Origin of the sequence: Rickettsia akari str. Hartford (genome assembly GCF_000018205.1) — a bacterium.
GTDB lineage: Bacteria > Pseudomonadota > Alphaproteobacteria > Rickettsiales > Rickettsiaceae > Rickettsia > Rickettsia akari.
In genome coordinates this window covers 597,793-615,261 of record NC_009881.1, presented here as the reverse complement: position 1 = coordinate 615,261, position 17,469 = coordinate 597,793, and the positions used below count along the sequence as shown (strand labels likewise).

Genomic DNA, 17,469 nt, shown 5'->3' with positions numbered 1-17,469 from the left:
TATCGTCATTGCGAGAAGAAACTATAAGTTTCTACGAAGCAATCTCAGGATATTTGACAAGATTGTTATGCAACTTACGGCTGCTCGCAAGGCATTGTTGCGTGGATACCGATTTCATTACTGCTAAAGCAGAAATCTAGTATAAAGCGAGATAAATCTAGCTTTTAATTTCAAAAATTTTCTGTATTTATACTTTCTTGCTGGATTCACGCTTTCGCAGGAATGACACAAAATCAGCCATACAACAGCGTTCCGCCTACGCGGAAATGACGTAAACGAACCACGCGGAATTTATTTATAAATCTTACAATAACATAGACTTACAAATTATATAAAAATTAACCCCTACTTCTTACTGCTGCTTGATTTTTAGTAGAAATATTAGGCGTGATTTGCGGAGGTTTTATATTAGAACTTCTTAGTTTTATTAAATCTTCAAATATTGTTTTATCAAATGCTATTGGATTGACTTTTCTGAGTTCCGCTAAATTAAAATTATTAACTTCTTGCGGTTGAACTGTAATAGCCTCACCATTAACAGGAATTAAATTTTTAAATTCAGGATGAGTTGCTGCTTGATCTTTATGTTCATTCAAAAATTTTGTTAGACCTTCAGCTATTTCAGGATTTGTTAAAGCATTTGAAAAGATTCTATCATGAATTGTCTTCACTACATATCTATCACTTAGAGAAATATATTTATCCATAACTTTTCCTAATCTTTCCTCTAAATAGTTTCTACCTGTAAATATCTGTTTAAATTTTTCCCATAAAGAAGTACCTCTATTATTAATATCTTTTAATTCAGCGGCTATTTTAGTACTATTGTCAGTTAGATAAGTGGAATCTAACTTATTTAATGCCCTTATTGTTACTTCAGGATTCTTTATACCTGATGATTTAGTAAGTATAATAGTTTGTTCTAATTGCTTACTGATTTTATTATTTTTTTCTAATCTATTACTAATCTGCTGTACCGTATAAGTGGCGGCCTTTTGTAATTCCTTAAATTCCGCTTGAGATAATTGATTTACTCTTGGGATAAACTGCTCACTATCTTTATTAAATTTCTGATTTTTATCTCCTTGAATAATAAATTTCGCATATTTCTCAAGTTTTTCCGGAGTGTTTTTAGGATCTTGTTTTAAGATTTCTATAGCTTTATCTTTTACAGCATGTGCATATTGCTCTTTAGGTATAGAACTTCCGCTTACGGCTATTAATGCCTCTTTAGTTGCTCTTATAGGACCAGCAAAGATTTCTTCTTCATCTTCTATACCCATCAATGATAATTCATCAAAAGATCCTCCTTTATTTAGAGGAAGTACAAACCCCTTAAGTGCTGCTTCAGTCCTTGCAACATCAAACTTTAACTTATCTGCTGTACTAGGCATCAGTTTTGCATCTTGTGCTAAATTGATATGCAAATTATCTACTAATTTTTGTACATCTTTATGTTCTACGACTTCACTAATAATTTTACTGGCAAGTACTTCAAGCGTACTAGTGATATATTCTTCAGATTGTAAATATCTTTGAATAGGATCTGGAGTAACAATATTTTTATTCAAAGTATCTAATCTACTATTAACGTTTTTTATATCAACTATTTTACCTTTTACTGCAGCCGATATCTCAGTTACTTCATCATTTGTTTTAATTTTTTCAATAGTATCACTGATATTAGTTATAATCCCTTCTGCCATATAATACCTCATGATTAAGTTTATTGGATATAATGGGCCAAGTTATCAAACTTCTTAAAAATTTGCAACTATATTATCGTAATTATCATATAAATCATTATTTACTATGCCATGATTGTTGCCACTCTCTTTACTTTTATTAAGCTTATCAACATGAGATATAGGGGTTGATATAGAAGATTTATAGTTTTGGGATATTGTTTTATTTTGCTCTTTGCCTTGCTCTTTTTTTGTTGTGACGATATTGATTTCTTTATTTGATGCTTGTTTTTCTCTTTGTAATTCTTTCAACAAATTTTTCATATCTATATATAAACTATTACTTTTTTCAAAGTTAGCGACTGCTTTATCTATATTTTTTTGAGCATAATCCGTACCGGTAAAAACTGCTACTATTCTTTGCCATAGCTTAGGCTTGACTACTCTTTGTAATTCTAATGCTATATTTTTTTCCCATCCGTGTTCGGTTAAATATCCGGGATCTAACTCTGTTAATATTTTTTAGTACCGTTAAGAAGTGCAGGATTGCTACTCTCAAGTAATGGAGCAAAATGCTTGATAATGTCTCTATATTGCTCTGTCATTTTTTTAGGCGGTAGTTTACTTATTGCCGGTAGTAATGAATTTATCATTTCACTTTTATTTACTCCTGCTTCTTCAATTATATCTACTCCTTGCGTTATGTTTTTATTTGTTTCAATGTTTTTTTCAAGAAACTCATATAATTTATCTATTGTACTTTTAAAAGTGTTTTGAACCACAACTTGTTCTGGAGTTAATGTAGTTTGTTGTAAATCTATATTCTTATCAGCTTTCTTAATTAATGTTTCAGCATCTAATATTGTTTCGGTAGCAATTTCAACTTTTTTTCTGTGTCTTCATCATAGTTGATCACATACCTTATTGCTGTTAAAGCAATTTCAACAGCGTTCTTATAAGCTTTTGCTTGTACTTTAACAGTTATATGATCTATTACTCCATCCAATGATATTGGAAAGCTTTTAATCATAGCTTCATTTTTAGCTACTAATTTTTCATATACATCTTTTTCTTTAGACAATAAATTTATAGTATATTTTTTATTTTTTTTCAATAAACCAACCAATTTTTCTATTTTAGTATCATCAAGATATTGATTTGTTACTTCAGGAGAATACAAACTGATAGCTGCTCCTACAGCTTGTAAACGTAGGTCTTGCCTTTTGATTAGAGAAGTCTCTTCTGAAGCAAGCTTTACTTTTTCATCTAGTGTTCTTATTATCACTGCTGCACTATCAACTTGATATTCAAAAGCAGTTTTAAGTTTCTCTTGTGGTCTATCAGGTATTAGTTCCTTGGCCATACCACTTCCTATGTTAATTATTATTAATTAAATTAGATAACAATTAGTTAAAGTATGCAAACCAATTTAAAATTTATGAATGAAAATTAATTAAAACTTATAAAAAGAATTGTATTTTTTCATAGAAGAGGTCCTAATCGTAATTTCATCAGGGATTTCTGTTATAAACCTTGAAGGGTAAGAGCGTACTATTTCATAAAATATTTTTCTGCTTTCGGCGTGGGTAATGTATAGGTCTTTTTTGGCTCTCGTAATACCGACATAAGCAATGCGGCGTTCTTCTTCTAAGCCTTTTTCGCCGTCTTTGTCTAGAGACCTTTGAGACGGAAATAGCCCCTCTTCCCATCCCGGTAAAAACACTACGTCAAACTCAAGCCCTTTAGCTGCGTGCAAGGTCATTATAGTAACAGCACCACCGTAATTAGTTTCAAGCACTTCATTTTCCATAACTAAACTTGAATGTTCGATAAAATCATGAGCATCGTTAAATTCGGCAATAGCTTTAAGCATTTCGTTAATATTTTCGATTCTACCGAATGCTTCTTCGGTCTTTTCTTCTTGAAGCATTTCAAGATAACCGGAATCATCAAGTATTGCTTTAACTACGTTTATTGGAGCATCTATATTAAATATTTCGTGCCAATTATCAATTTTAGTAACCAAATCTTTTAGAGTTTCATATTGTTTTGCTTTAATCTCGCCCATTTCTAACATTTCTTTAATGGATGCGAAATTAGAAATATTTCGCTCAAGTGCATATAATCTAATTTTATTTAAGCTAGCTGCACCTATTGCCCTTTTCGGCACATTTATAATACGCTCAAGTGCTAGATTGTCATTTTGATTCAAAGATATACGAATATAAGCAAGCACGTCTCTTATTTCGATACGTTCATAGAACCGCACACCTCCTATAATTTTATAAGGCATAGCACTATTTATAAACGCTTCCTCAAAACTTCTTGTTTGAAATCCGGCTCGTACTAATATTGCAATATTGCCAGCATTATATCGCTCTTCTCTCACTAACTTATCTATTTCACTGGCTATATATCTTGCTTCTTCTTTATCACTCCAACAAGAGATAATTTTTATCTTTTCACCGCTTTCCTTATCTGTCCATAACGTTTTACCGTGACGGTTTTTATTATTATTGATTACATTAGAGGCAGCAGCAAGTATTGGCAAAGTTGATCTATAATTCTGCTCTAATTTAATAATCGTTGCACCTGCAAAATCTTTTTCAAAACGTAATATATTCCCGACTTCTGCTCCTCGCCAACCATAGATAGATTGATCATCATCTCCTACACAGCAAATATTTTTATATAAACTTGCGAGCATTCTTGCCCATAAATATTGGACAACGTTAGTGTCTTGATATTCATCGATTAAAATATATCGATATTTTTCCTGGTAATATCTTAGTATTGCGGGATTTTTAATAAAAAGCTCATTATTATAAAGTAGCAAATCTCCAAAATCTAAAACATTAGAAATAAGTAAATTTTTCTGATATTCTTCGTATACAAGTTTTGCCACCCTCTGCAGCGGTAAATTAGTATCTGATGCTGATAATTTACTTGGTAATAATCCTTGATCCTTCCATCTCGAAATTATTATATGTATTAATTTAGGAGCATATTTTTTAGTATCAATATCTTTTAGTTTTACTATATCCTTAACTAATTTTAATTGATCATCATGACTAATAATAGTAAATCTATTATTTAAACCAAGATTTAAATGCTCACTTTGGTCACGTAATATCCTAGCTGCCATTGAGTGGAAAGTGCCTATATTAAGACCGTAGCAATTAATTAGACTGTTCACTCTTTCAGCCATTTCTTTAGCAGCCTTATTAGTGAAAGTAACGGCTAGAATATTTTGAGGTGGGGCTAAATTTTTGTGAATAATATTAGCTATTCTTGAGGTAAGTACTTTTGTTTTACCTGTCCCTGCACCTGCAAGCAATAAAAGCGGTCCTTCAGTATGAAGAACTGCTTTTTGCTGTTGTGGATTTAATGTATGTATGAAATCTTGATCTTGCATTTGTTTTTAAATGTGTTGTAAATTGGTTGTCATCCCATGGCTCGATTTTCCGTTATTGCGAGGAAAGGACAAAATAATTGACGAAGCAATCCAGTAAAAATTCTGATTTACAGCATTTTTTTTGTTATTTTTTCTGGATTGCCGCGTCGCTTCGCTCCTCGCAATGACGATTAATATACGCGCAATGATACCGCTACGGTATGACACTATTCTAAAATATCACCTAATTCTTTTCAGATTTTTAATAATATAAGAAATAGTAATTATCGGACTACAAATAATTATTTTAAATAACCTAAAATAAGAGATTAAATTTCTATCTTCAATAAACCAATTATATAAATCATTTATAGGTTTAATCTTATCAGCTATAATGTATTTATCTTTAAATAATTCTTTTAAAGCTCTTTTGCTCTGTTTTGCTTCTACTTTACGCTCTATTGTTAAGCTTTGATCATGTACTCGGTAGAAATATAAAGATTCCGGTATATGAGCAAATTTCGTAACAAGTCCAAAACGAAGCCAATATTCATAATCATCCACCAACTTCATATTTTCATTATATCCACCTATTTGTCTTGCTAAATCGGCTCTATATAAGAAACATGCACCGACACAATCTCTAATCGGTAAAAACTCCGGCGGTTCTTGATAAAGTCTTGCACCTATACTACCTTGCTCATCGATTAAAGTATAATCAGTATATACAAGCCCTATATCAGGTGAATTATCAAGTATCTTAACCATTTTTTCTAAAGCATTTTCATGAAAAAGATTATCATCTGAAGTCCAAGTAAAATACTCCCCCTTAGCCTCTTTAAAAGCAATATTCAAACTTGCCGGTAATGTTTTGTTGGTCTCGTTTACTATTACCTTAATACGTGAATCCTGCTCTGCATATTTCCTAGCTACTATCACGCTACTATCTTTTGAGCAATCATCAATAATAATAAGCTCAAAGTCTTTAAAGCTTTGATTAAGACAGCTCTCAATAGCAAAAGATAATAGCTTCTCCCTATTATAAACCGGTAAAACTATTGAGATTTTTAGAGTGTTAATACGCATCAACCTCTAGAAATATCAAGTTTTTCTGTATATTGAATTACGGTTTCTGGTAATTCGTCGGAATAATCATTATTCTCAAAGTTTAATAATGTATTACATAAAGCATTATTAAACTCTTTAGGTATTATGATTTCAATCTTATTAAATTGTTCAATTAGTCGTACTATAGGATCAAAATATTCAAGTGAAAGTGGTATCTTTTTATCTAACAATTCAGCAAGATTATTAGATATTATATGTAAGTGGGGATTTATTTTTGCTGTACCTATTATTAAACAAAGCGGTTCATAATTATCAAGTATAAGGCTAATTTCTTCAATTTTTCTTTCAATATCATTTATAGGAACAGGCATAACTTTATTCATAATGATTATTTTCATTGTCATAACGTGATCAAGCTTGCGTTGCTGCATGGACCGGTAAAATCAACCGTGTCACCTCATGGCTTGACCACGTGGTGACACAGGTGAAATTGATACACGCAACAATACCTAGCAGGAATAACATAAAAAAAACACGCTGGCATTCTTAATTCTGTAAATTTATATATTTCGTATTGAGATATTCAAATATCCCTTCAAATGAGCCTACAACTCCAAAGCCTGAAGCTTTACGCCCTGCAAAAGGTGCTTTTGCATTTCCAGGCAATGGATTATTAATTGAAACCATACCAAAATCAAGCCTAGTTGCTATCATTTGTGCCGTAGATATATTATTTGAATATACATATCCTTGCAAGCCGTATTCGGTATTATTTGCACGTTCTATTACTTCATCCAAATCTTTAAATTTATAACAAGCAACTACCGGACCGAATATTTCTGTTCTAAAGATATCCATATTATCCAAACAGTCAATAATAATAGTGGGCTCAATAAAATTATCAACAGCTTTACCACCACAAATTAATTGAGCTTCTTTACTTTGTGCATCAGTGAGCAGCTTTTGTATTTTTTCTATAGCAGCAGAACTAATTAACGGACCTACATCTGATTCCTTATCAAAGCCATCACCGGCTTTAAGCTGAGTAAATTTAGCCTTTAGAATTTCTATAAATTTTTCATATATAGATTCTTCTATAAATATCCTATTTGGTGAAGTACAAGACTGCCCGCTATTTCTAGTTTTAGCAACTACCAAATCTCTTGCTACTTTTTCTAACTTATTATCTGCTGTTATAATGAAAGGAGCATTGCCGCCAAGCTCCAAAGATAAACGTTTTAGAGTATTTGCGGCATTTTGATATAGAATTTTACCGACATTTGTAGAACCGGTAAATGATAATTTCCGAAGCCTAAAATCTTCACAAAAAGACTGACCTATAATATCAGAATCACCGGTAATTACGTTAAATACTCCGGCTGGCAAACCAGCATCGCTTGCAAATTTCGTAAGTATTAAAGCTGATAGAGGCGTAAGGCTTGACGGTTTTAATATAACGCTGCAACCCGCAGCTATTGCAGGTATTACCTTGCGAGTAATCATTGCATTTGGAAAATTCCAAGGAGTTATAGCCGCAGACGGTCCTACAGGCTCATATTGCGTAACAATTTTATGAGCTTTACTACTGCCTGGTTTAATAGTCCCGTGAATATTATGTATAACATATGTATACCAATCAATAAAAGATGCTCCGTATAAAATTTCTTTTTTGGATTCAGAGAGTACTTTACCCTGCTCTAGTGTTAATATATGACTTAACTCATCAATATTTTCTATTACTAAATTATACCATTTTCTAAGAATCGCTATTCTTTCTTCAAACGAACTTTGTGACCATGAAGCAAAAGTTTGCACCGTATTATTAATCGCTGAATTAATCTCAGATAATTCTAAATTCGGAACTGTAGCGATTTCTTTTAAAGTTGAAGGATTAATAATGGATATTTGTTTCCCAAATTCTACAAATTCACCGTTTATATAATTCTTTCCCGTAATATTTTTAAGTAAGTTCATAAATTTCATATTGGTATTATTGTGTTGATACTAAAATCGTCATTGCAAGCGAATACAAGCGTTACCTACGTGGATACCACTCCATCATTGCGAGAAGAAACTGCAAGTTTCGACGAAGCAATCCAGTAAAAAAATTCTGATTTACAGAATTTTTTTACTTATTTTTCTGGATTGCCACGTCGCTTCGCGCCTCGCCATAAGATTCGAGCTATACAACAATGCTGTACAGAAATGACATATAGTACTTTTCTAATCTTAAAATTATGCGGTAATACTAGTAAGAGAAATATAATCACTAAACAACTCTCAGCTATAAGCTGAGATGTTATAAATAGAAGTGTAATCGATTAGAAATAGGTCATCATTAATAGTTGCACCTTCTTGCTCATCAATATACTGCTGTATCATTTCATCAGTAATATTACCCAAACTAACTGCCATATAACCTCTAGCCCAAAAATGATTGCCCCAATACTGCTTTCTCAAATAAGTAAATTCTTGCAATAATATTCTTGAGCTACTGCATTTTCAATACTGCACAAGTTTGCTAGGTGTTATTTGCGGTCTATACTAGATAAACATATGAACATGATCACAAGCTACTTTGCCTGAAATTATCTGTACTTCATGTTCCATACAAATACTCCTAAATAAATCTCTAGATCTCTCTTCGCTACCTTTCACGTTAATACACTCTTGCTATACTTTGGTACCCACATATTGTGTACTTTTAAATCATACTGGATATGGCTATTTTTTTTCTATAACTTCTCATATCTCTTTATAAATTCGTCCGCCAAGGCAACTTCATTATATCTTACATTCGACTAAAGGCGATTGATTGTTCATCCCAAATCGGCATATTAAGCTACTTCATCGTAATAACTTCTGACTACGCCGGCAATATTTGTATCAAACTCCTCTACTCCAATAGTGAATTGTTGACTATCTTTAGAGAACGTAATTTCTTTATCGGTATCTACTTATATCTCAAATAAAAACATCGCCTTCTTGTACTCGTATTATAAAATGTAATTGTGCTCCCAATATTTTCCAAATAACCACATTTTGCTCAATATTATCAATATATTGCTCAAACTGTCTCATGCCGCTCGGACCTATTAAACTAATATGAGTAAATCATCCACGCATTGCAATTTCTTCAAAAAATTCTTTATTGTAGTTTTTACCAAAGCCTACCGCATACATATTAAATTGAGGATTGCGTATTACAGCAATTGCAGAATCTATAACATCTTGTTGTGTTGTATTACAGTCAGCTCCTGTGTTTTTTCCATCAGTAAATTCTATAATAGTAGAATGTATATTTATTTTTTCTTTCAATAATTCTAAAGTATCTTTGATGGTACCATATAATCTTGTATATCCATAAGCATTTAACGTTTCTACATACTTCTTAATATCTGCAAGAGAGTTTGCCCTTATCAGACGAAGATTCCATGCTAGATTGATCATTAAGGGATCTCAACTCACTTAGCTAGTATCCTTTGTATATTATTTTTATAATCACTAAAAGTATATTTCATACTACCGCTAATATCTATTAATAAAGTAAAGTAATTTCATGATTATTATTAGTATTTAGATATTCTTGGTCTTTAGAAGAAAACAGAATTGGGAATTTACCGTCTTCCTGCCAGACAAAACCGCTAAATATTAGAAATAAATACTTCTTATCAAAGACAAATCCGCCTTCTAAATTAGAAGCGATAATAGGTGATGTACCGTCAACTTTATAAGCTTGAACTGCTTGCATTGTTGCACCGTTATTTACAGTAAAAGTTAATCGATTTTTTCTTTGTGAGAAATAATTTGTGATATTTTTTTAGAAAATTCAGTAGGTGGATAGGTATAATCTGTAGCCGTTGTTGTTTCATCTGTTAAAATTTGTGATAATTTATTTTCATCACTTATAATGGCTTGTAATATCTCAAGTTTGGATTTGTCCATTTTATGTTTTATTGGCTTTCCACAAGAGAGTTGAATTTCAGCAGTTAATAATTCTTTATTAAATTCAGCTTCTAATCTTATTGTTTCTAAAATTTTATACAAACCATACTCTGTGATAAGTATCCGCATTATATAGTTCATACTCTCATATGTTCTCCTTATTATCATTAAATAAAGCATGTATCACATTCTTCTTTAATTCATCAGGAGATGCTAATAATGTACGAAAATGTTCTAAGTCTTTAGAAGTTGTTTTAAAAATGACTTGACTATCAGTTATCTTTGTAACACCTATCTCTGCTCCTATAGCTTTTAAAAACATTTCCCATTTTTTCTCTGAAGTTACGTGTTGTATAGGCATAATCCATCTCTATTTTAGAACATTAGAAAGAAAGAGTATATTGCTATAATTTTCAATACAAGAATTTAAATTAATAAATTATTATATGATTATGTCTTTTTTTAGGAAATGTATTATTTATTCAAAAATTTTTCAGCCTCAAGAGCTGCCATACAGCCTGTTCCTGCAGCAGTTACTGCTTGTCTATAAATTTTATCCTGAACGTCACCGGCAGCAAAAACACCTTCTACATTAGTTTTGGTTGTACCTGATTCCGTGATGATATAATTATCATCATCCATTGCAATTTGTCCAGTAAATAACCCCGTATTCGGTACATGCCCGATAGCTATAAATACACCGCTACAATTCAATAAACTAATCTCTTTGGTGTGGACATTTTGAATTTTAACTCCGGTAACAGATTTTGGCTTATTGCGACCTACAATCTCATCTACTACATGATCCCAAATTACCGATATTTTAGGATTTTTAAATAATCGATCTTGTAATATTTGCTCAGCTCTAAAACTATCTCTCCTATGCACTATAGTAACTTTGCTAGCATGATTGGTTAAGTATAAAGCTTCTTCTACTGCACTATTCCCTCCCCCTACTACAACTATTTCTTGATTCTTAAAAAAGAAACCATCGCAAGTAGCACATGCCGAAACACCAAACCCCATAAAGTCTTGCTCCGAAGCTATACCAAGCCATTTTGCTTCCGCACCAGTACAGATGATTATACTTTCTGCTTCATATTCATTTCCTGATCCTGTAAATACTTTAAAAGGCCTCTTTGATAAATCCACTTTTTCCACATAATCACTAATAATTTCTGTACCGACATTTTGAGCCTGCATAGACATCTGCTCCATAAGCCAAGGTCCTTGCACCGTTTCCACAAATCCTGGATAATTCTCAACATTGGTGGTAATTGTAAGCTGCCCACCTGGCCGCATACCATTAATTAATATTGGTTTTAGAGCGGCTCTAGCCGTATAAATAGCGGCACTTAGACCAGCAGGACCTGAGCCTATTATTAGTACTTTAGTAGTAATTTTCATAATTATTATTTGTTAATTAATTTAAATGATCTCTGTGTCATTCCGGCGTGGGCTGGAATACAGCATAAAGCAAGATAAATCGAGCTTTTAATTTCAAAAATTTGTTGTATTTAATATCTTTTGTTTCTTGATTCCTGCTTGTGCATGAATGACATAAGAGCCCTGCAACACAGCCCTTCGCTCCTCGCAATGACGATTTAATATCCATGCAGAAATGACCTTAAGACTTCTTCTCTAACCAAGATTTGATATAGTTAATTTCTTCAAAATTCATTAGGGAAGGAGCATGACCGGCATATTTTACGTCATAAAGATCAAAAATTTTTGTTTCTTTCATCTTGTTAACAGTAGATTTTGTTAAAATTTGAGATTTCATCCCATGAATTACTAGTATTCTACATTTGATTTTATTCCATACGGACCATAGTTTAACATCTTCTTGGTTACTAGCATTTTTCATTCCTTGTGTTATAGCAGGATCATAATTCATTTTATATTTTCCGCCGAATGTAGAAATTACGCTATATTTTGTTAAATAATCCCAATCTTCTTCATCTTTAATACCGATTTGTGCATAAATCAGTTTTAAATGTTCTTTTGCACTAGCCAAATCATCTAAGAGTATCGTTTTTTTAGCATAACCTCCAATTTTCATTAAAGGAGCAGCATCAATAAACGCCCCTATATCATTTAATATTAAGGCTTTAAAAATATTTTTATATTTACTGGCAAGTACCATACCTATAATACCGCCCATTGAAGTACCAAGCCAAATAGGATTTTTGATATTTAGCCTTTTTAAAAAAAATAACGTATCTTTAATATAAGTCGTATAGTTATAATGATTAGATTTTTTAAAATTTTCACTATCACTACGACCGGGATAATTTATTGAAATTACTCTATAATTTGTACTCAACTCTTTCGCTATTTTATCAAAATCATGAGCATTTCTAGTTAAGCCGTGAGCACATACTATGATATTTTTATTTTTAGGATCACCAAATTCCACATAAGAAATTTTATGTTTCGGTATATATTGAAGAGGTAATAAATTAATATATGGACCAATTTTTATTGAATTAATTTTCATATGAACCTAATTAATACCAATTTAGAATAAATTTAAAAAAATCATTGTCATCATGTGATTAATTTAAGTCACTTAAAAATATACTGACCATTGTCGGCATATATATAACTACAAAAAGCAAAGATAAAAATACGGTAGCCGCAACTTTCTCAGGATAAAATTTCTGTAAATTTGCTATAACTATAGTATTTGCTGCGAGTGGTGCCGTAGAAAGTAGTTTTAGAGCATTATAGTAATCATTGTTATACCATTTTGTTACAAAATGATCAAACATGATAAATAACCCTACCCCCAAAGGATAGAATAGAAATTTAGCAGCAAAAGTAGCAAGAGTAAATTTTATATCAACTTCAAATTTCTGTAGAGACGAAAGAGCAAGCCCCACCATCACCATACCGAGTATTGAAAAAGAACCTTTCATATTATATATAAAATCATCTAAAAAATCCGGTAAAGTAAAACCACAAAAACTAAATAAACATCCAAAGAAAAAAGCGTTTAAAATCGGTAATTTTACTACTTTTAATATACTATCGGTGGTATTAGCAAAACTGCGCATACAAATATAAAAGCCGACGGAACATTCATAAATATTAACTCCTATCACCGCCATCATATAAATACTTAATGTATAATCATCGAAAAGTGCTGCAGCTATAGGCAACATAAAATATCCACCATTTGCCGTACCCGCAGACAAAGCTATAATATTACGTGTATGATCCTGCCAAAATTTACCAAAAAAATAATAAGAAAAAAGCGATAAGAGTGTTGCAATTATAAATGTTACGACCGTAACGCTTAATGCAGAAAGTGTTAAGGTTGTACTAGCAGGTATCGTAAAAAATACTATAGGCGATATAAAATAGAACAGTAACGAAGAGATACTATCTCTTTCAACATTTGAATATTTACCTGCTAAAAATCCTATTACTACACTTAATAATACCGAAACGGTTTTAAAAAAAACTATACTAAAGATTATCATGTAATGAGCTAAAGATATAATTACTTATAATATATGAGGTTTTATTTTTTTTTCACTAAATTTTGTAAAGATTTTTATCTTATTAACTTTTAATTGAAATATAATCAATATTATGGTATTTAAGATTTGTTGTTTAATATTATATATACTCCTATGAAATGAAGAGTTGAGACACGAAGTTCAACTTGGAAAAGAGCAAGGAGTCTGTAAGCCGAGGAGCGGAGCGTATATTTAATACCTGAATACCTGAGCATCCTAGGACTTACAAAGACGACGTAGCAAATTTTTCAAGTTCAACGAGTATATTTATGCAAAATCTATTACCATTATTAATTATATTTTTTGGTTTAAATACCTACTCTAATCCTATGCCGCTTGGTCTTGAATTAAATAAAACTACCAATATAGATCTAACAAAAAAAAATACAAAATCATCAATAAAGCACCTAATTATTAGCAAGGATATAATTATTATATAGAATTAAATACAAAAACTATTACCAAAGCTTTAGTAATATGTAATGATTTTAATGTAATAGAAGATGTTATTTTAACTATAGATAAAAATAAATTTGAAGAGTTTGATAACATTTTAAAAGATAAATATAGTTTAGAAAAAGAAAGTGATAAAGTGGTTACTTTCAAGCATGTAGTAATACTTGAATATTCTGAATAAAAGCCCGAAATAGAACTTGTATATATAACCAAACAGTTTTTATAAAGAATGTTTAATAAACCAGATAAAGAAGAAAAATTAGAGCGAGAACAGATGAATAGATTATTGTAGCTACAATCAATCGTCATTGCTAGGAAGCGTTGTTGCATGGATCATTTTATGTCATTCCCGCGTAGGCTGGAATGACATAAAGTAGGTTTTGCGTTCCATGCAACAACGCCACACCTATGCAGGCATGACATAGCTAGCCACTTCTGAAATTATAGGCATATGTAAATCATATTGCTTTATCAAATCTAAAACTAATTTTAATGCTTCTCTTCCCTCTACTAGCTGTTTATATTCCTGTAAAAATTTCTTTTTATCACTACTAATTCCAAGCTCATAACCAAAATTTGTATTACGTGAACCTAAAGCGTAACAAGTAAGCACTAAATCGCCTACTACTCCTGCCTCTAGCAAAATATCAGAATTTTTTTGCAAACCTCCAAAGACCTTAGATAAAGTAATAATTTCTTTTAAGGCATCCACTATAAGCGTTGCCCTTGCATTCTCGCCCTGCTCACTTGCTAAATCAATTCCACTTTTAATAGCAAAAATATTTTTCAACGCTCCTGCTACCTGTAATGTTACAATATCGCTTGTCATATTAGTAGTAAAAATTTTTGAACTTATGTTATTGGCTATTTTATTTGCTATATCTATATCTAAACTTGCAATACTTGCCGAAGCCGGTAAATTCTTAGCGAGTTCTTTTGCTAAATTCGGACCTGCAAAAAACGCTGTAGAGCTATGCGGTAATAGAGTTTTTAATCTATCAGAAAATAGTTCAGTAGGATTACGGGCAAAGCCTTTTGTTGCGATTAGAAGAGTATTATCTTCAGAAATGCCGTGAGTTTTTAATAATTTTATTGAGTCATCAAAAGCATAAGACGGCACTGCAATAATAATTAGCTCAAAATCCTTAATTACACTTAAGTTTGTAGTAGCATGTAAATGAGCAGGTAATTTAATACCACCTAAATATTTTATGTTAGTTTTTTTATGTAAAATTTCTTTTGCTATTTCCTCGTCACGTAAAAATAAAGTAACATTACTACAGTTTTGTGCTGCTAAAGCAGCAAGACTAGTACCGAAACTCCCTCCGCCATAAACAGCAATATTTTTAAATTTATTCATTTGATTTTTTCTTTGTCGCTTGCAAGTTTATGTTTGTATCATTCCTACGTGGCGTTGCCTTTGTAGACCAGTTTTCTACCATTGCGAGAAGAATTACATCGTAATTCGACGAAGCAATCCAGTAAAAAAGTCTGTAAATCAGAATTTTTTTAATTATTTTCCTGGATTGCCGCATCGCTTCATTCCTCGCAATGATGGCTAGGGTATCCACGCAACAACACCATGTGGGAATGACATAGAACGGGCTTCTCGAACCATACAATAATACTTACTCACAATCACAATTTAACTACTCCACAGTTTTCTCAAGGTTTACTATTATAACGGGTGACTTATTAATTTCTTGTTTTAAGGTTTTACGAATTGTTCTTTTTATTGCTTCGATTACTTGTTCATCCGACAATGCTTTTTTAGTCTGTTTATTTTGAATGGTAACAAGTTCTTGAATATCGTTTTTAATGAGATTAACCAACGCCATATCCTCTTTTGGATCAAGCAGACCAGGCATAGACAGAATTGGGTTTGCAGCAAGCATCCCTTTTTTATTAATTACTACTGATGCTACAACGATACCCGACTCACACATACGTCTTCTAGCTTTGAAAATCGGAGATTCTACAGGGAGTAAATAATTACCATCTACAGCTAAATAACCATTTTCAACTTTTGAAATTACTGTTGCATTATTAGGTTCAAGCAATACTACACTACCATTTTCAACCTCTACTGCCTGTTTTATACCATTTTTCTTAGCAAGCTTAACATGTTCATGAATATGTATAGGCTCGCCGTGAACAGGTATACAAATATTTGGTCTAATTAGAGAATACATTTTGTGCAGCTCGTCAATCGATGGATGTCCTGAAACATGCACAAAATGGTCACGTTCAGTAATCACTTCTACACCAGCTTTAACAAATATATTAAATAGTCTGAATATTTTCTTTTCATTACCAGGAATAATTTTTGAAGAAAAAATCATCGTATCCTTAGGAGCAAGTCTTATTGACGGGTGAGAATTACTAGCCAGTTTTGCAGTTGCTGCCATAGGCTCACCTTGACAACCGGTAGCAATGACTAATAATTCTTCTCTGCTAAATCTACTAACATCACGTTCACTAATTAGAGGAGCAATATCTTTGAAATAGCCGCTTTCTTGAGCTGCAAGCATCATACGATGCAAACTTCTACCGGTTAAGACTACTTTTCTACCGGCCAGTCCTGCAGCATGAATTATTGTATCAAGCCGTGCTAAATTAGATGCAAAGGTTGAAACTACTACCATTTGAGGGCATCCGGCTATGATATCTACTAAACTTTTTCTAACATCTCCCTCAGACCCTGAGCTTCCTTTATTAAACACGTTAGTTGAATCACAAACAAGTGCAAGAACACCTTCATCTCCATAAGACTTCAGAAGCTCCTCATCGGCTTTTTGACCAAGTACAGGATCATTATCAAATTTCCAATCTCCCGTATGTAAAATATTACCTGCATCCGTACGGATCATAATTGCTTGCATTTCAGGAGCCGAGTGAGTCAGTGGCACCATCTCTAAGGAAAAAGGATCTAGACTTATTTTACTACCAGATTTCACTTCATGAATTTTTATATTTTTAGCAAAATCATATTCATTTAAACGAATTTTTAAAAAATTTGCTGTGAAAGTAGTAGTATAAATAGGACATTTAAGGCTACTCCATAAATATTGTACACCGCCTAAATGATCCTCGTGAGCATGAGTTAAAATCAGACCTACTATATCTTTTTTATATTTCTCTATAAAGCGACTATCGGCAATTATCATATCAACACCAGGTAAGTAATCATCGGCAAAACCGCTACCGCAATCAATCATTAACCATTTACCTTTATAATGGTAAAGATTAAGATTCATACCTATTTCATTGGATCCTCCTAGCGGTACAAATAGCAGATCATTTTTATGATTTTTGATGTTGAATGATGACATAATTTAACTTAATATTTATTTTATTACTTTATTCTTATAACTTATTATGAGTTAAGCGTCTA

The 17,469-nt window shown here is 32.0% G+C and carries 19 protein-coding genes and 1 pseudogene; 1 reads left to right on the top strand and 19 read right to left on the bottom strand.

Annotated features, from left to right (window positions below):
- Positions 1 to 338: 338 nt before the first annotated feature.
- From A1C_RS03065 to A1C_RS02990, 16 genes and pseudogenes are all read right to left on the bottom strand, one after another.
- Positions 339 to 1,706: a hypothetical protein gene (locus A1C_RS03065; RefSeq protein ID WP_012149600.1), complete on the bottom strand. Its 1,368-nt coding sequence runs from the start codon at positions 1,704 to 1,706 to the stop codon at positions 339 to 341.
- Positions 1,707 to 1,760: 54 nt separating this feature from the next.
- Positions 1,761 to 2,009 (bottom strand): hypothetical protein, encoded by a 249-nt coding sequence (locus A1C_RS03060; protein ID WP_012149599.1) that lies wholly within the window; start codon positions 2,007 to 2,009, stop codon positions 1,761 to 1,763.
- A 188-nt stretch (positions 2,010 to 2,197) separates the two neighbouring features.
- Positions 2,198 to 2,467, bottom strand: a complete 270-nt coding sequence (locus A1C_RS03055) for a hypothetical protein (RefSeq protein WP_012149598.1) — start codon at positions 2,465 to 2,467, stop codon at positions 2,198 to 2,200.
- Between the two features lie 74 nt (positions 2,468 to 2,541).
- A complete protein-coding gene (locus tag A1C_RS03050) occupies positions 2,542 to 3,048 on the bottom strand; it encodes a hypothetical protein (RefSeq protein WP_012149597.1) in 507 nt (168 codons plus the stop codon).
- Between the two features lie 90 nt (positions 3,049 to 3,138).
- Positions 3,139 to 5,100, bottom strand: coding sequence for a DNA helicase PcrA (gene pcrA, locus A1C_RS03045; protein WP_012149596.1), 1,962 nt, complete (start codon positions 5,098 to 5,100; stop codon positions 3,139 to 3,141).
- Between the two features lie 219 nt (positions 5,101 to 5,319).
- Positions 5,320 to 6,165, bottom strand: coding sequence for a glycosyltransferase (locus A1C_RS03040; RefSeq protein ID WP_012149595.1), 846 nt, complete (start codon positions 6,163 to 6,165; stop codon positions 5,320 to 5,322).
- Entirely contained in the window at positions 6,165 to 6,551 is a 387-nt protein-coding gene (locus A1C_RS03035) for a hypothetical protein (protein WP_232279078.1), read from the bottom strand. Before A1C_RS03035 ends, A1C_RS03040 begins: the two co-directional genes overlap by 1 nt.
- 142 nt (positions 6,552 to 6,693) lie before the next feature.
- The gene (locus A1C_RS03030; RefSeq protein ID WP_041816836.1) at positions 6,694 to 8,121 is read right to left on the bottom strand and encodes an NAD-dependent succinate-semialdehyde dehydrogenase; all 1,428 of its coding nucleotides are present in this window, start codon (positions 8,119 to 8,121) and stop codon (positions 6,694 to 6,696) included.
- A 306-nt stretch (positions 8,122 to 8,427) separates the two neighbouring features.
- Positions 8,428 to 8,896, bottom strand: a pseudogene (gene tnpA, locus A1C_RS06830) (IS200/IS605 family transposase).
- A gap of 365 nt (positions 8,897 to 9,261) precedes the next feature.
- Positions 9,262 to 9,597 (bottom strand): vWA domain-containing protein, encoded by a 336-nt coding sequence (locus A1C_RS03020; protein WP_012149590.1) that lies wholly within the window; start codon positions 9,595 to 9,597, stop codon positions 9,262 to 9,264.
- Positions 9,598 to 9,685: 88 nt separating this feature from the next.
- Positions 9,686 to 9,898, bottom strand: coding sequence for a hypothetical protein (locus A1C_RS03015; RefSeq protein WP_012149589.1), 213 nt, complete (start codon positions 9,896 to 9,898; stop codon positions 9,686 to 9,688).
- 26 nt (positions 9,899 to 9,924) lie between these two features.
- Positions 9,925 to 10,221, bottom strand: coding sequence for a hypothetical protein (locus A1C_RS03010; RefSeq protein WP_012149588.1), 297 nt, complete (start codon positions 10,219 to 10,221; stop codon positions 9,925 to 9,927).
- 16 nt (positions 10,222 to 10,237) lie between these two features.
- Positions 10,238 to 10,453, bottom strand: a complete 216-nt coding sequence (locus A1C_RS03005; RefSeq protein WP_012149587.1) for a hypothetical protein — start codon at positions 10,451 to 10,453, stop codon at positions 10,238 to 10,240.
- Positions 10,454 to 10,566: 113 nt separating this feature from the next.
- Positions 10,567 to 11,499: a thioredoxin-disulfide reductase gene (gene trxB, locus A1C_RS03000; protein ID WP_012149586.1), complete on the bottom strand. Its 933-nt coding sequence runs from the start codon at positions 11,497 to 11,499 to the stop codon at positions 10,567 to 10,569.
- Positions 11,500 to 11,719: 220 nt separating this feature from the next.
- Entirely contained in the window at positions 11,720 to 12,592 is an 873-nt protein-coding gene (locus tag A1C_RS02995; RefSeq protein ID WP_012149585.1) for an alpha/beta fold hydrolase, read from the bottom strand.
- Between the two features lie 58 nt (positions 12,593 to 12,650).
- The gene (locus A1C_RS02990; RefSeq protein WP_012149584.1) at positions 12,651 to 13,580 is read right to left on the bottom strand and encodes an AEC family transporter; all 930 of its coding nucleotides are present in this window, start codon (positions 13,578 to 13,580) and stop codon (positions 12,651 to 12,653) included.
- A 308-nt stretch (positions 13,581 to 13,888) separates the two neighbouring features.
- On the opposite strand from A1C_RS02990, the gene A1C_RS07730 reads away from it, so the two are divergent.
- The gene (locus A1C_RS07730; RefSeq protein ID WP_012149583.1) at positions 13,889 to 14,059 is read left to right on the top strand and encodes a hypothetical protein; all 171 of its coding nucleotides are present in this window, start codon (positions 13,889 to 13,891) and stop codon (positions 14,057 to 14,059) included.
- Here the strand turns inward: A1C_RS07730 and A1C_RS07725 are convergent.
- The 3 genes from A1C_RS07725 to A1C_RS02970 all read right to left on the bottom strand — a co-directional run bounded on the left by A1C_RS07725 (position 14,052) and on the right by A1C_RS02970 (position 17,407).
- On the bottom strand, positions 14,052 to 14,405 hold the full coding sequence (locus A1C_RS07725; protein ID WP_232279077.1) for a hypothetical protein: 354 nt from the start codon (positions 14,403 to 14,405) through the stop codon (positions 14,052 to 14,054). The two genes, A1C_RS07730 and A1C_RS07725, sit on opposite strands and share 8 nt — an antisense overlap.
- Before the next feature lie 76 nt (positions 14,406 to 14,481).
- Positions 14,482 to 15,435 carry an NAD(P)H-dependent glycerol-3-phosphate dehydrogenase gene (locus A1C_RS02980; RefSeq protein ID WP_012149581.1) on the bottom strand — a complete coding sequence of 318 codons (954 nt, stop codon included), beginning with the start codon at positions 15,433 to 15,435 and terminating at the stop codon, positions 14,482 to 14,484.
- 289 nt (positions 15,436 to 15,724) lie between these two features.
- Positions 15,725 to 17,407 carry a ribonuclease J gene (locus A1C_RS02970; RefSeq protein WP_012149579.1) on the bottom strand — a complete coding sequence of 561 codons (1,683 nt, stop codon included), beginning with the start codon at positions 17,405 to 17,407 and terminating at the stop codon, positions 15,725 to 15,727.
- Between the last annotated feature and the right edge of the window lie 62 nt (positions 17,408 to 17,469).